Raw genomic sequence first — 15,277 nt, 5'->3', positions numbered from 1 at the left:
GTGAGAACGAGGGGGCTCGATGACGGTGAACGGTGCGGATGCTCGCGGTCACGGTTACGACTCCGAATTTCTCGGGGTCGAGCTTGCGGTGCCGGTTCCGACTGCGGCGATTCTCGGTAACGAGCTCTACGTCAGAAACCCTCTCGACCGTGGCCATCTTGCTCGGCGGGCAGATCTCACCTGGGGTGAACTTGGTGACGCGCAGCAAGCCAATCGTGACTCGTTCTCTTTCACGAACATTGCGCCACAAATGGACGACTTCAATCAGTCGAGCAGGCAGGGGCTCTGGGGTCGACTGGAGGACGCTCTCTATGAGGATGTCGATGTCGATGATTTGAGAGTCTCGGTGATGGCCGGCCCGGTGTTTTCTCAGTGGATGCATTCCGCCGATCTAGCTGAAGGTGACAGTGTTGGTGCGCCGCCACGGAGACCGTTGGCGCGCACGAGAGATATTCGCTGGTAGTCAGAGCGACGTTGGACCCGCAACTTGTGCTACTTCAACTAGAACAACTATGATTGAAGCATGTTGATTCGAGTTGACCCAGCGTCTGAGACGCCGCTGTTCGAGCAGCTCGCGGCGAGCATCCGGTTATCCGTAATCGATCGTTCACTTGCTGCAGGGGAGCGACTGCCGAGCGCGCGCGAACTTGCTGAATCGCTTGGCATCAACATGCACACCGTTTTGCGCGCCTACCAAGAACTCCGCGACGAAGGCTTTATTGAACTTCGGCGTGGACGAGGCGCGATTGTTTCTGCAACACCCCATAGTTACGACTCGCTCACTGCCGGGGTCACCGCCGTCGTGGCAGACGCGCGCAGCAACAACGTGTCGCTTGCCGCCCTCACTGCCCTCATCCGAGAGGAATACCAATGACCCTTCCCACCGAGAACGTCGCGTCGAAACGCACGCGGGCCCGCCGCCTCATCATTGTGATTGGCGTCGTCGTTCCGCTCCTCATCACGCTCGTGGGGGCGTTTGTCATGGCGCTGTGGATTCCCGAGCTGCCCAACCCCGTTGCCTCTCATTGGGGAACAAGCGGCCCGAATGGCTATACAACAGCCGGAGGGATCATTGCGCTGCCATTGCTCATCACGCTCGCCTTTGCAGCATTTACCGCGATTGTGAGTTGGAAGGGCGCACCGCAGGGCGGGCTCCTGTGGGCCCACAAGATCCTTATCGCAACCTCCGTATTCTTGGCGGTTCTGCTGACGGTCATCTCTGCCGGTAGTTTGGCGATCCAGCGCGGCCTCGAGTCAGCGACGAGCGTAGGGGACATTGGTGGCATCATGCTTGCCGCGTTCGTCATCGCTCCCGTGCTGGGTTTCTTCGCGTGGCTCATGCTGCCCGCTGCGGAGACAATCACGTCGACAGCCGTCGCCGCTGAACCGATTACGGGATCAGATACCCAGCGCGTGCACTTCTCGACGAGCACACGGCTCGGCCCAGGCGTTGTCGTGATCGCCGTGGTCGCCCTCGTAGCGCTCGGCCTCGCACTCGCCATTCAAGCGGTCTCGAATCCTGCAGAACTGCTCTTGCCGGCAAGCATCGGGATCATCGTGATTGCACTCGCCGTCAGCACACTCTCGTGGCGCGTAACGATTGACCATCGCGGGCTGCGGGTTCGTTCAGCGATGGGCTGGCCGCGCACCACTATCGCACCAGACCAGATCGATTCTGTCGCCGTTGTTGACGTGAATCCGATCGGCGAATTTGGCGGCTACGGCTGGCGCTGGGCACCAGATGGTCGCAGTGGCATTGTGCTCTCCAAAGGTGAAGCGATCCAAGTGACGCGGATGAACGGCAAAAAGTTCATCGTCACAATGCACGATGCCCAGCGCGGTGCCGAAGCCCTCGCCACGGTCGCCACGAAATAGCGCTCAACGGTCAGCTAACTCGCGTATCATTGGGGCACACGCTATGAACCGGCTATCACCGGGGAGCATTCGGAAGAAATCGCCTCAACTCTTGCCCTCGGCAGGAGAGCGGGTGGCAGTAGAACCGAACGGGTAAGCCCGTTACAGCGATATGAGTGGTGTGCCGGAAGGTGCACAAGCGGGGTGGTACCGCGGCTGAGAGGTCGTCCTCGTGCAGATTATCCGCACCCACGTACCACTGGAGCCTCATGTCGTATCCCCGCCACCGCTCAGACGATTCCGTAGCGCCGTCACCCAAGTTTCCGGCGATCGAAGAGCAAGTGCTCTCGTACTGGAAGTCCGACGACACTTTTCAGGCATCCATTGATCAGCGTGAAGGCTCGGATGAGTGGGTGTTTTACGACGGCCCTCCCTTTGCAAATGGCCTCCCTCACTATGGTCACTTGCTGACCGGATACGCCAAAGACCTCTTTCCTCGTTTTCAGACGATGCGCGGCAAGCAAGTGCACCGCCGTTTCGGTTGGGACACTCACGGTCTGCCCGCAGAGCTCGAGGCGATGCGCCAACTTGGCATCACCGAGAAGGCTCAGATCGAAGAAATGGGCATCGATAAGTTCAACGATGCGGCTCGTGAATCAGTACTCAAATACACCGGCGAGTGGCAAGAGTATGTGACGCGTATGGCCCGCTGGGTCGACTTTGAGAATGACTACAAGACACTTGACGTCAACTTTATGGAGAGCGTCATCTGGGCGTTCAAGCAGTTGCACACGAAAGACCTCGCTTACGAGGGATTCCGAGTGCTTCCCTACTGCTGGAACGATGAGACCCCGCTCTCCAACCACGAACTGCGTATGGACGATGACGTCTACAAGATGCGTCAAGACCAAACCGTCACTGTCACATTCCCGCTCGACGGGGTGAAAGCCGAAAGCCTCGGCCTCACCGGCGTGAAGGCGCTTGCCTGGACGACCACCCCGTGGACGCTGCCAACCAACCTTGCTCTCGCCGTTGGCCCTGATATTGACTACGCCGTGCTGCCCGCTGGCCCGCTCGGCGCCGGGGACGGCTCAGAAGAAGGATCGGCACAGTACCTGCTTGCTGGCGATACCATCGCTGCCTACGCGAAAGAGCTCGGCTACGAGACTGCTGAGGATGCCCTCGCCGCGGTATCGCGCACGATCAAGGGTTCCGAACTCGACGGTGTTCGCTACGACCGTCTCTGGGACTTCTATGCGGATGCCGAAACCTACGGAACCGAAAATGCGTGGCAGTTCTTGGTTGCCGACTATGTTGCTACCGGCGAAGGTACCGGCATCGTGCACCAGGCGCCCGCCTACGGTGAAGATGACCAAAATGTGTGTGCTGCTGCTGGCATCCCTGTGGTCATCTCAGTTGATGATGGCGGCAAGTTCTTGACGTCGGTTCCACCCGTTGCCGGAATGCAAGTGTTTGACGCCAACAAGCCTCTAACGAAGTTGCTGCGAGAAGAGGGCCGCCTGCTCAAGGTCGCCAGCTACGAGCACTCCTACCCGCACTGCTGGCGCTGCCGCAATCCGCTGATCTACAAGGCTGTGTCGAGCTGGTTCGTCAAGGTTCCCGAGTTCCGCGACCGCATGGGTGAACTCAACCAGGAAATCAATTGGGTTCCCGAGAACGTCAAGGAGGGCCAGTTCGGCAAGTGGGTGGGTAACGCCCGCGACTGGTCGATCAGCCGCAACCGTTACTGGGGTTCACCGATCCCGATCTGGAAGAGCGACAACCCTGACTTCCCGCGCGTGGATGTCTACGGCTCGCTTGCCGAGATCCAAGCAGACTTTGGTCGCTTGCCGCTCAATCACGATGGTGAGCCCGACCTGCACCGCCCGTTTATCGATGAGCTGACGCGTCCCAACCCCGACGATCCCAGCGGTCAGTCGACAATGCGACGTATCGAAGACGTGCTCGACGTGTGGTTCGATTCCGGTTCAATGCCGTTCGCCCAGGTTCACTACCCCTTCGAGAACCAAGAGTGGTTCGATACTCACAGCCCGGCCGACTTCATCGTGGAGTACATCGGTCAAACTCGCGGATGGTTCTATACCCTCCACACGCTGTCGACGGCGTTGTTCGACCGCCCGGCATTCTCGAACGTCATCAGCCACGGCATCGTGCTGGGCAATGACGGCCAAAAGATGTCGAAGAGTCTGCGCAACTACCCGGATGTCTCTGAAGTCTTCGACCGCGATGGCGCCGACGCGATGCGCTGGTTCCTGATGTCGAGCTCGGTTATCCGCGGCGGAAACCTCATGGTTACCGAAGAGGGCATCCGTGATGGCGTTCGCCAGATGCTGCTTCCCCTGTGGAGCACCTATTACTTCTTCACTCTCTATGCGAACGCCGCCGATAACTACGAAGCAACGTGGCGAACAGATTCGACAAACGTTCTCGATCGATACCTGCTGGCGAAAACTCGCGAACTCATCGAAGACGTCACCCGTGAGCTTGATGCGCTAGACAGCCCCATGGCCTCCGCAAAACTTCGCGACTTCGCTGACGTGCTCACCAACTGGTACGTGCGTCGCAGTCGCGACCGCTTTTGGAGTGGCAATGACACTGACGCGTTCGACACGCTCTACACGGTGCTTGAAACGGTTGCGCGGGTTGCAGCGCCGCTGCTGCCACTGGTCTCGGAAGAAATGTGGCGTGGGCTGACCAACGGTCGCAGCGTGCACCTCACCGATTGGCCAGATGCCTCGGCCTTCCCGAGCGACCATGATCTAGTGGCCTCGATGGACCGCGTGCGCGAGATTGCTTCAAGTGGCCTTGCATTGCGTAAGGTACGCAGCCTGCGGGTTCGACTTCCGCTGGCATCGTTGACCATTGTCAGCAAAACTCCCGATGCGCTCGCGTCGTTCAGCGACATCCTTCGTGATGAACTCAATGTCAAAACTGTTCGGTTTGAGCAACTCGAAGATGGCTCGCTTGACAGCTTCGGCATCACCAAAAAGCTGACCGTCAATGCCCGTGCTCTTGGACCGCGTGTCGGCAAGCAAGTTCAGCACGTCATCAAAGAGGCCAAAGCTGGTAACTGGGAGGCGACCGCTGGCGGGGTCTCGGTCGATGGCATGGCTTTAGAACCAGCCGAATATGAACTGCAGATGGAAGCCGCCGATGAAGCGAGTGCGATCGCATTCCTCTCTGACGGTGGTTTCGTGATCATTGATACCCAACTCACCCCTGAGCTTTCGGCCGAAGGGCTTGCTCGAGACGCCATCCGGGCCATTCAGGATGCGCGCAAGGCTGCAGGCTTCGACGTAAGCGACCGAATCGCACTCGTCATCAGTGCCCTCGACGCCGCTGACCATGAGGCCATTGACTTCCACAGCGCCATGATCGCCTCAGAAACGCTTGCAGCGCAATCGACGGTTCAGAGCTTCGCGAATGAGCTGACAGAGGGCACACTTGAGACATACCGCACCGAATTGCCGGCAGGAAAATATGCCAATCAGGGCGGCCTGGTGATTGACATCACCAAGATAGGAACGATTAATGTCTGAACGCGACGAAGAATTCGACGACAGCGTAGAACCAGATGAGTCATTCGATGACTCTCTCAGTGACGAAGAACGGGCCGAGCTCGAAGCGGCCCACCCTCTTGCTGACCTCAGCCCCTTCGCTGATGGTTTCGAGGGAACGAACATCGACGAGGACTCAGATTTCGAACTCGAAGACTCCGAGTACGCCCAAGATGCCGCACTCGTCTACGACGAATTGCTGGCGCGGATAGGGGAGCAGGCACCGCAACCGCGGCTCGAGGCAACTCGTCGTGCCGTCGAACTCATCGGTGACCCGCAGCGCACTTACCCGGTGATTCACATCACGGGAACCAACGGCAAGACGTCAACGAGTCGCATCGTCGAAAGTATTTTGCGGGCCTACGGGTTGCGCACCGGACTCATGACGAGTCCGCATTTGGTGCGCGTGAACGAGCGGATCGTGATTGATGGCCGAGCCATCTCCAACCGCGCTCTTGCCGCCAACTGGGCTGACATCCGCCCCTTCCTCCTCATGGTGGATGCCGAGTTGTTGGCAAAGGCCGAAGAGCCGCTGACGTACTTCGAAGCGCTGACGGTACTCGCATTCGCGAGCTTCGCGGATGCCCCCATCGATGTCGCTGTGCTCGAGGTCGGCATGGGCGGCGAGTGGGATTCCACGAACGTCGCCGACGGCCAAGTTGCCGTCTTCAGCCCGATCGCGCTCGACCACACTCAGCGCCTCGGCACGACAATTTCTGAAATTGCGCGCACCAAGGCGGGAATCATCAAGCCGGCAGCCTCAATCGTGTCTGCGGTTCAAACTGCGGATGCCCAAATTGAGCTTGAACGGGCGGCAGACCTCACGGAATCCAAGCTTGGCTTCGAGGGCGATGCTTTTGAGTTGACGAGCAGCGCCGTAGCTATCGGTGGCCAGTTGATTTCGGTTCGCGGCCTCGCTGGCACCTACTCCGATCTCTTCTTACCGCTCTTCGGCGAGTTCCAAGGGCACAATGCCGCTCTTGCTATTGCCGCAGTCGAGTCCTTCTTAGGCGACGGCAGTCAGGCACTTGTCGGTGACGTTCTCGCCGAGGGACTCGCAACCGTGTCATCTCCTGGTCGCCTGCACGTTATCGGTGCTGAGCCCACAGTAATTGTGGATGCCGCGCACAACCCTCACGGTGCCACAGCTCTGGCGGCAGCGCTGAAGGAGTACTTCACTTTCGACGAAATCGCGTTCGTCATTGGTGTGCTTGACGACAAGGATGCCGCTGGCATTGTTAAGGCTCTGGCTCCGGTTGCTAACCGCTTCTATGTCACGACCTCTCAATCGGATCGCGCAGTGGCGCCAGAGGACCTCGTCGAAATTGTTCGCGAATTCTCTGATGAGACAACCGACTTTGATTCGTTCGCCGAGGCGATGGAATTGGCCCGGGAGTGGGCAGGCGAGAATGAACGTCGCGCCGTAGTCGTCACTGGGTCAATTTCTTTGGTCGGCGAGGCGCTCGCTCTAGCGGAGGCGGAGGGCTGGAAGCCGTGAGTCGAACCCCACGACCTCGCAGAACGCGCTCCGTAACTGAGTTGCTCTTGAGTATCGTTCTGGTGCTCGATGCGACTTTGATTTTCTTCGTGGCCTTGACTGCGTTCGGCCTGAAGGCTCTCGGTCCGGCACCAGCCTTTGTCGGCGGCGCAGTGTTGATCCTTGTCTTCGTTGCCCTGGCACGGATGCTGCACCACCCTTGGGCAGTATGGATCGGCTGGGGGCTTCAGGTTGTCCTCATAGCGCTTGGCTTCATTCTCGCCCCGATGTTTGTGGTCGGCGCGGGCTTTGCTGCAATCTGGACATACTGCTTCATCAAGGGCCGCCAGATCGACGCCGCCAAAGCCGCAATTCTTAGTTCATCAACCACGACTACCCCCGCTGAGGAGACACAATGAACATCGAAGAGACACTTGTACTGATTAAGCCGGATGGCGTTGCTCGCAATCTGACCGGAGAAATCCTTCGCCGTATTGAGGCCAAGGGCTACCAGCTCGTCGACGTGCGTTTGGTGCAGGCTGAAGTAGATCTGCTCGCGCAGCACTACGCCGAGCACGAGGGCAAGCCGTTCTACGAGCCGCTGATGGATTTCATGCAGTCGGGTCCGACTGTTGCTTTGCGCATCGCCGGCAACCGTGCAATCGAGGGTTTCCGCTCGCTCGCAGGCACGACTGACCCGACGACTGCTGCTCCAGGCACCATCCGTGGTGACCTCGGGCGCGACTGGGGACTCGCCGTTCAGCAGAACTTGGTGCACGGCAGTGACTCTCCAGAGTCGGCCGCACGTGAACTGGCTCTCTGGTTCTCCTAAGTCTTCCCACTCTGCGAACGCCAGGCGCGTTCCGCACAAAAAACGGCGAGATCCCGACTGCGGTCAGGAACTCGCCGTTTTTATGTTCCCGGTGCGGCATACGCCGCTGGGACGGAATATCTCTTAGAGGTAGCTCAGTACGTCGAGGCGCACTTGCGCGATGATCGCGATGATGATGTAGCCGACTAGGGCAATTACCGGCACCCAGCTGTACGCAGCTGATGCAGCCTTGCGAAGCGCGCGCGGTGCGGGAATTGCCCCCACCTTAAGGTTTCGCAACGTCACAGCCCAGAACATCGGGATCGTCACCGACCAGACGACCATGCACCAGGGGCACAGCGTGAAGAGATTGAAAATGCTTTGGTAGGAGAGCCACATGCACAGGGCAAATGCTCCGGCAACGCCAATGTTGAAGGTGACCCAGAACCAGCTGTTGAAACGCGCGCCAGCCAAAATCGCTGCCCCAACGACGACGGGAGCCATGAAACCAACCAGTCCGAGTACGGGGTTGGGGAAGCCGAACAGGGCTCCTTGAGCCGAGTCGAGATTCTTTGCACACTGAACGATGATGCTGAAGTCGCAGCTGAGTACCGCTTCTGGGTTTTCGAGCGAGTGGATCTTCTCCACCATGAGCTGGAACGACGCCCACAGCCCGATCAAACCGGTGATGATCAAAAATACGGCGAGGGCTATGGGCCTGTTTCGAACCCCGGAGGCAGTCATGCTGGGATTATCGCATGCGCGTCAGGCTCGTTTTCTGAGAATGCATGCGATAATGAAGCGTAGTTACTCCGAGCCGCGCTCGGAATAACACCAAGAAGGCTTACCGGGCATAGCGACCGGACCAGTTACGCAACGCTTGTTGCGCGAGTCGGATAGCCAGTTCCGAAGTGTCGTGACAGGGCACAACTGCAGCGCGAGCCACGAGCCCGTTGCAAGACCTGAAGAATTAGTAGCGGTTCTCCCACCATAGGTTTGGCAGGGGAATAGCGCACGAGAGAGTACCCGGTAGGTGGCGCGGTCGCCTATTAGGGCAAGGAGTACACCAGCGATGGTGAATCAAAGCGATAGTTCGAAAGAAGTTCCGAAGAAGAAAGGCCTTTTCGGCCGCATTCTTCCTGCTTCCAAATCAGCATCTAAGTCGACGGCGCAGACGCCAGCAGCGCAGACGCCAACCGTGCAAACCCCACCTGTCGAGGCCCCCAAGGAACAGGCGCCACCCGCCGACGTTCCTGCGCAATCGGCTAAGCGTCCAGCGGCTAAGACTGCGAGCCAGCACTTGGGGCTCGAGGTTCCCGCATCAGTAACGGAGATCCCCGCGGATTCCGGTTCCGACGCCAATAAGAGCAACGACGCGCAAGCGCCGAAGACGTCGACCACGCGCTCTCGCTCACGCAAGAGCCCAGCAGCGTCGGTGCAGAACTCTTCGGATGCCGCCACTGAAAAGGCCCCGTCAGCAAAGAAAGCCCCAGCGGCGAAGAAAACGGCAGCAGCTAGTGCTCCGTCGACAACATCGTTGCTCTTTCAGGCACCGGATCTTCCGGATCTTCCAGCGCGTGCGCCTCGCTCGCGCAACGACAACAAGTCGAATGGCGACACCCGTGGTGATGACAACGCGTCGCACGATGAGGCAGGCAACGTTCGTCGTCGCTCACGCCGTCGTTCTGGCGAAGAGGCCCGTCCAGGTGACGAGTCTCCCAACACCGTTGTTCGCGTTCGCCAGCCGCGCAAGCAGGCTGAGCCAAGCAACGAGCCGACCAAGGTAAAGGGTTCGACTCGTCTCGAAGCCAAGAAGCAGCGCCGCCGTGATGGTCGCGATGCTGGTCGCCGTCGTCCCGTTGTGACCGAGAGCGAATTCTTAGCGCGTCGCGAAAGTGTCGACCGTGTCATGGTGGTCCGCTCAAAGTTTGACCGCATCCAAATTGCTGTTCTCGAAGACGGCGTATTGGTTGAGCATTATGTTGCCAAAGCTCAGGACGCGAGCCTTATCGGCAACGTGTACCTCGGTCGCGTGCAGAACGTATTGCCGAGCATGGAGGCAGCGTTCGTCGACATCGGACGTGGCCGCAACGCGGTGCTCTACTCCGGCGAAGTTGATTGGGATGCTGCAGCAGAGAACTCTGCTGACGGCAAGCCGCAAGCGCGTCGTATTGAACTTGCGCTCAAGCCAGGTGACCGCGTGCTCGTTCAGGTGACGAAAGACCCTGTCGGACACAAGGGTGCCCGTCTCACTAGCCAGGTCTCGCTGCCTGGCCGCTACCTCGTCTACGTGCCCAATGGGTCGATGAGTGGCATTAGCCGCAAACTCCCAGACACTGAGCGTTCACGCCTCAAGAAGATCCTCAAGGGTGTACTCCCTGAGAACGTCGGCGTCATTGTGCGCACGGCAGCTGAGGGTGCCACGGAAGAGCAGCTCACTCTCGATGTGAGTCGCCTCACGAACCAATGGGCAGACATCAGCTCGCAGGTGGAAAAGGCTCAGGCTCCGGCCCTTCTTCATTCTGAGCCGGATCTGTTGATCAAGATCATTCGCGATGTCTTCAACGAAGACTTCCACAAGCTCGTGATCGAGGGTGACGACGCTCGCAAGACAATTGAGGGCTACGTGCGTTCTGTCGCTCCCGATTTGCTTGATCGTTTGCAAGAACACGAGGGTTCGGTTGACTCGTTCGAGGAATACCGTGTGTCGGAACAGATCGAGAAGGCGCTTGACCGCAAGGTCTGGCTTCCCTCTGGTGGTTCACTCGTCATCGACCGCACTGAGGCCATGACGGTTGTCGATGTCAACACCGGAAAATTTGTCGGCTCGGGAGGAAACCTCGAAGAGACCGTAACCAAGAACAACGTTGAGGCCGCCGAAGAAATCGTTCGCCAGCTACGTCTGCGCGATATCGGTGGAATCATCGTCATTGACTTCATCGACATGGTTCTCGAATCAAACCGCGACCTCGTTTTGCGTCGTCTCGTTGAGTGCTTGAGCCGCGACCGCACCAAGCACCAAGTTGCCGAAGTTACCTCGCTCGGCCTTGTGCAAATGACTCGTAAGAAGTTGGGTCTCGGGCTTCTCGAAACTTTCAGCGAAAACTGTGAAGTTTGTGCCGGCCGTGGCGTTGTCGTGCACCATGATCCCGTTACCAAGCACCGTCAGCAGCCCACTCAGAACGAGCAGGCTGGCAGCGGTCGCCGTGGTCGTAATCGTGGCGGGAATGGCAACAACGGAAGCGGCAACAACGGAAGCGGCAACAACGGTGGCGCAAACGGCGGTGGAAATAGTTCCGGCTCCGGTAGCAACGCTGGCTCGCAGAATCAGCAGTCGAACGGTGCTGCTAAGTCTTCCAACGCTGGCTCAAGTAACGGTGCCAGCAATGGCGGCAGTAACGGCACTCACGCGATCACCGAAGATGTTCGCAATGCTCTTGCCCGTGTCGCAGCCAGTACCGTCGTAGCGGCCGCCGAGCCCGTAGCAGACGCACCAGCGACATCCCCGGTGGCTCCGTCGGCAGATCAGGCGTCAGCAACAGGGCCCAAGTCACGTTCGTCGAAGAACTCAGGGTCATCACGCAACTCTGGTTCATCGCGAAACGCGAACTCGTCTCGCGATGCTGACTCGACTCAGACGTCGGATTCTCCTCAGGCTGAGGCAAACGCATCGAAGCCAGTAGCTCAGGCTAGCGAGGTCGTTGAGGCTGCAGCAGAAGCTGCGGTTGCGATTCTCGATCTTCCGGCTACGAAGAGTTCACCATCGTCGCCAAAGATCAGTACTCAGGACGCTGAACAGATTTTGGGTTCGGTTCTCGAGGCTCTTCCTGAGCCCAAGCAGCCGGGCCAAGGTCGATCGCGCGGCTCGCGTCGTGCCAGCAGCCAGGGCAAAACAGTGAATGCGACGCCGAACAACGATCAGTAATGCCGGGTGTTCTCGGCTCTTTTAGAGTCGCGCTTTTATAGGGTTAGCGTGTGAGTTCCACTGTGACTGCGAACGTCGATGATCGCCATCGGCATGATCATCGACCTCGCCGATCGCGGCGCCGCTGGTTGTGGGCGGCGATCGGAACGCTCGGAGTTATCTCACTGCTCGCGTTGCGGGCGTACACCGGCGAATTAGACACGCTCGGTGTTCCTGGCCTCGCGCAGGACTTACTGACGTTAGCGACGAGCGTGATCATTGAATCGCTGCCGTTTGTGGTGCTCGGTATCGTTCTGTCGATTGTCGTGCAAGCGTGGCTGCCCGATGACCTGCTGATGCGTTACCTGCCACAACGACCTGTGTTCAGGCGTGCAATCATTTCGCTCTTTGGTATTGCTTTGCCAGTCTGCGAATGCGGAAATGTTCCGCTAGCTCGCGGACTAGTGCTTAAAGGGTTCTCGGTTCCTGAGGCGATGACGTTCTTGCTCGCAGCCCCGATCATTAACCCGATTACGATCCTGACGACCTATCAGGCGTTTGGGTTCACTGACGGCATCCTCGTCGGTCGAATTCTTGGCGGGCTCGCGATTGCCAACATTGTTGGCTGGCTCTTCAGCCTGCATCCGCAACCGAACTCGATGCTCACCGGTCGGTTCGCCGCCCAATGTTCTGCCAGTGCCGATCATCAGCACCAGTCGCGTTCAGACAAGAGCCTCGACATCTTCATGCGCGAGTCGAGCGTGCTCATGCCCGCCGTCTTCATCGGTTCGCTTATCGCCGGCGCAATTCAGGTAGCGGTTCCACGCGATGTGCTCGTGTCGCTCGGCAGCAACCCCTTGTGGTCGATTCTTGCAATGATGCTGCTCGCCTTCGTAATATCGGTGTGCTCCAGCGTTGACGCGTTTTTCATCTTGCCGTTCGCGAGCACCTTCATGCCGGGATCAATCGTGACATTCTTGGTCTTCGGCCCGATTATCGACATCAAGATGTTGGCCATCATGCGCACGACATTCACAGCACGCGTATTGCTGCAACTTTCACTGGTGGTTGCCCTCATGAGTGCCGTTATTGGGTTGGTGATCAACTATGTGGCCTAACCTCCAACGTTGGTGGGGAGTCATCCTGATTGTGGTCGCGGTCAGCGCCACCATGTGGCTCGCGGCAAGCCAGCAGCTCGTTCTCTACATCCATCCCCGCTACGTGGTATTCACGGTCATCATGGCCGTGATTGCCCTCGTTCTTGGCGTGATGAGTGTCGCAATTCGCCCTGGCAGCACCGAGGAACCTGCAGTGAGAAGTGGCTGGTCTCGGGTTCTCGGGGTTATCGCGCTCGTTCTCTCGGGGGTTGTTGCACTTTCGCTTGTTGTCGTGCCGCCGGCCACCCTCTCCAGTGCAACAGCGAGTCAACGTGACATCGTGGGCTCAACGGTCGGCAGTGATAGCCAGAATGTGGATGACGTCGACAGTGCCGATGAATCATTGATTGCGAGCTTCACGGTTGTCGACTGGGCATCGTTGCTGCGCCAGACCAGCGATCCGAGCTTTTACTCCAATAAAACCGCAGATTTAGTAGGTTTCATCACTCCGAGTGATGACGATCCCGACAACATTTTTTATCTTTCTCGCTTTACGGTGACCTGCTGCGCTGTTGACGCTCAGCCGACCGGTGTCGCGGTGTACGCGCCCGGTTGGAGCAATGAATTCGCGATCGACTCCTGGGTGCGGATCACCGGGAACTTCGAGATTAACCCGAGCTCGCGCAGCGATATTTCACTCGTTCTTGTCCCGAAGACCTTGAGCATTGTGGAGCGGCCAAATGAGCCATATCTCTATTAGCCGCAATCCCAACAATCCCCATGCTGGCGCTCAGGCGTTCCGCAAGGCGTTCGCTTGGACGATTGGGGTGCTCGTTGCGCTCTGTGGTGTGTTTTTGGCCTTGGGGTATCTGCAGGGGCCGAAGTTGTCGAATGCCCAACTCGACACGGATGCCGTTGTTGCCTCATCTGATCAAACCTTGCGTCTCTTTCTCAACCAAGCAATCGCCGCAATTGATGCCGGTGCCGTGACTGTTGAGCCAGCCGCAGCCGTTAGCGTCTCGAGCGAGGCTGATCTGATCTCGGTGAAGTTTGAGCAGCCGCTCCAGTACGGCACGCAGTACACGGTGACTGTCGATGGAGTTGTCAGTCCATCCGGCGGTTCAGCCTCAGCGATCGACTACTCATTTACCACTGGCGAAGCAGAGCTCTACTATCTCGACCGTGGGGTTCCGGTCGATGAGATTGTGCGCACCGGACTCAGCGGCTCTGAGCGCACTGTGCTGTTCGCGGGGGAGGGCATCCAAGAATTCACTCCCGTAGGGGACTTGGTGGCGTTCACTACGGCCAGTGCCGACCGCCTTGGCGCGCTGCATCTGGTGAATCCAGAGTCGGGTATTACTGAACAGCTGTTGCTGCCAGAGGTGGGGGAGGTCGCGGACCTCGATGCGTCGCGTGCGGGGGCAACTCTCGGGTTTACGATTTCGAGCGATGATCCTGGGCCGATTGAGACTGTCTCGCACACGCTCTACACGGTTGATCTCGATCGTGGGCGCGACGTTGTTGCTATCTCCGACCTCGATGGTGATCCCATGCGCGTTACGGGCTGGCAGTTCATCCCCGGTACGGCAAATATTGTTGCTCTCACCACCGAGAGCACCGTAGTGCGAGTAGATACCGCTTCGGGTGAGGTTGTGCCGCTCGGTCAGTTTTTTGAGTTCGGCAGGGTATCGGCGGATGGTTCCCACGTGGTCGTCGGTGATGCGCGTGGCAGCGCTTCCCTGTTGCTTACCGATGGTTCTGAACGTCGGCTCCTGGCATCACCGGTTGATGGCAAGCAGCCGTTTTTGGGCGACGCCGATGCGAATGCCGCTGACGATTTGGTTGCCAAGATGGTGTTGGTGGGGGAGGACGGACACACCTTTAGCAGCATCCTTGCCTACGACGACGGCGCGGCTTCACGCATCCTCTTCCAAACGGTCGAAGACAGAGGCGCGATTCTCGATTTTCGGGTGTCGCCCAATGGACAATTTGTCGCGGTTGAGGTTCAACCCAATGTTTCCGCATTCGATTCCGACGAGTATGTGATGAGTGCGCGCCCGCGAAGTGTTGCGACCTACATTGTTGAGATCTCAACTGGCGCAGTCACACGAAGCGTCGAGGGCTTCGGCGCCATCTGGCGGTAGGTTCGTTTTATGACTGCGATCTCTGACCTCGATTCGCTGCTGTCCACTATGGAACCTCAGCACAACCCCGGTGTATTTGTGTTTGCGACGGTGGAGTCACTTCGTGACATCGACGCCGATTCTGTCGTAGCGATGATCATTGAGGCTGAAGGGATCTCTGTGGTGCTGAGCGAGTCGGATGCTCTGCGTCAGTCGATTCCCCACAGCTTCCGATCAGCGTGGATCACTCTCACCGTCAATTCTGCTCTTGAGGCCGTTGGTCTTACCGCAGCGTTCGCTCAGGCACTGGGCGATGCAGACATCAGCTGCAATGTGATCGCTGGCAACTATCACGATCACATATTTGTCCCCATTGACTCTGTGGATGCCGCACTCGCTGCGCTGCGATCGCTTCAGTCGGCATCGCTCTAGT

At 58.5% G+C, this 15,277-nt stretch carries 13 protein-coding genes; 12 read left to right on the top strand and 1 reads right to left on the bottom strand.

Annotated elements, in window-relative coordinates; translation table 11 throughout:
- Positions 1-19 precede the first annotated feature (19 nt).
- From ACOH1Z_RS02655 to ndk, 7 genes are all read left to right on the top strand, one after another.
- The gene (locus ACOH1Z_RS02655) at positions 20-463 is read left to right on the top strand and encodes a DNA/RNA non-specific endonuclease (protein ID WP_449646941.1); all 444 of its coding nucleotides are present in this window, start codon (positions 20-22) and stop codon (positions 461-463) included.
- Positions 464-523: 60 nt separating this feature from the next.
- Positions 524-874 carry a GntR family transcriptional regulator gene (locus tag ACOH1Z_RS02650; RefSeq protein WP_449646940.1) on the top strand — a complete coding sequence of 117 codons (351 nt, stop codon included), beginning with the start codon at positions 524-526 and terminating at the stop codon, positions 872-874.
- Positions 871-1,875: a DUF1648 domain-containing protein gene (locus ACOH1Z_RS02645; protein ID WP_449646939.1), complete on the top strand. Its 1,005-nt coding sequence runs from the start codon at positions 871-873 to the stop codon at positions 1,873-1,875. Before ACOH1Z_RS02650 ends, ACOH1Z_RS02645 begins: the two co-directional genes overlap by 4 nt.
- A gap of 248 nt (positions 1,876-2,123) precedes the next feature.
- Positions 2,124-5,414 carry an isoleucine--tRNA ligase gene (gene ileS, locus ACOH1Z_RS02640; RefSeq protein ID WP_449646938.1) on the top strand — a complete coding sequence of 1,097 codons (3,291 nt, stop codon included), beginning with the start codon at positions 2,124-2,126 and terminating at the stop codon, positions 5,412-5,414.
- The gene (locus tag ACOH1Z_RS02635) at positions 5,407-6,930 is read left to right on the top strand and encodes a bifunctional folylpolyglutamate synthase/dihydrofolate synthase (protein ID WP_449646937.1); all 1,524 of its coding nucleotides are present in this window, start codon (positions 5,407-5,409) and stop codon (positions 6,928-6,930) included. Before ileS ends, ACOH1Z_RS02635 begins: the two co-directional genes overlap by 8 nt.
- A gap of 47 nt (positions 6,931-6,977) precedes the next feature.
- Positions 6,978-7,328 carry a DUF4233 domain-containing protein gene (locus tag ACOH1Z_RS02630; protein WP_449646936.1) on the top strand — a complete coding sequence of 117 codons (351 nt, stop codon included), beginning with the start codon at positions 6,978-6,980 and terminating at the stop codon, positions 7,326-7,328.
- The gene (ndk, locus tag ACOH1Z_RS02625; RefSeq protein WP_343926461.1) at positions 7,325-7,741 is read left to right on the top strand and encodes a nucleoside-diphosphate kinase; all 417 of its coding nucleotides are present in this window, start codon (positions 7,325-7,327) and stop codon (positions 7,739-7,741) included. Before ACOH1Z_RS02630 ends, ndk begins: the two co-directional genes overlap by 4 nt.
- A gap of 123 nt (positions 7,742-7,864) precedes the next feature.
- On the opposite strand, the gene ACOH1Z_RS02620 is transcribed toward ndk, so the two are convergent.
- Positions 7,865-8,464, bottom strand: a complete 600-nt coding sequence (locus ACOH1Z_RS02620) for a vitamin K epoxide reductase family protein (protein ID WP_449646935.1) — start codon at positions 8,462-8,464, stop codon at positions 7,865-7,867.
- Positions 8,465-8,792: 328 nt separating this feature from the next.
- On the opposite strand from ACOH1Z_RS02620, the gene ACOH1Z_RS02615 reads away from it, so the two are divergent.
- The 5 genes from ACOH1Z_RS02615 to ACOH1Z_RS02595 are packed head-to-tail and all read left to right on the top strand — an operon-like array spanning position 8,793 to position 15,276.
- A complete protein-coding gene (locus ACOH1Z_RS02615; protein ID WP_449646934.1) occupies positions 8,793-11,645 on the top strand; it encodes an Rne/Rng family ribonuclease in 2,853 nt (950 codons plus the stop codon).
- A 50-nt stretch (positions 11,646-11,695) separates the two neighbouring features.
- Positions 11,696-12,742, top strand: a complete 1,047-nt coding sequence (locus ACOH1Z_RS02610; protein WP_449646933.1) for a permease — start codon at positions 11,696-11,698, stop codon at positions 12,740-12,742.
- Positions 12,732-13,481: a TIGR03943 family putative permease subunit gene (locus ACOH1Z_RS02605; protein WP_449646932.1), complete on the top strand. Its 750-nt coding sequence runs from the start codon at positions 12,732-12,734 to the stop codon at positions 13,479-13,481. The genes ACOH1Z_RS02610 and ACOH1Z_RS02605 overlap by 11 nt, the downstream gene beginning before the upstream one ends.
- Positions 13,462-14,865: an Ig-like domain-containing domain gene (locus ACOH1Z_RS02600; protein WP_449646931.1), complete on the top strand. Its 1,404-nt coding sequence runs from the start codon at positions 13,462-13,464 to the stop codon at positions 14,863-14,865. The genes ACOH1Z_RS02605 and ACOH1Z_RS02600 overlap by 20 nt, the downstream gene beginning before the upstream one ends.
- Positions 14,866-14,874: 9 nt before the next feature.
- Positions 14,875-15,276 (top strand): ACT domain-containing protein, encoded by a 402-nt coding sequence (locus ACOH1Z_RS02595; RefSeq protein ID WP_449646930.1) that lies wholly within the window; start codon positions 14,875-14,877, stop codon positions 15,274-15,276.
- Position 15,277 lies beyond the last annotated feature (1 nt).

It is taken from the genome of Rhodoglobus sp. (genome assembly GCF_053580035.1).
This window is presented reverse-complemented; position numbering and strand designations above follow the sequence as displayed.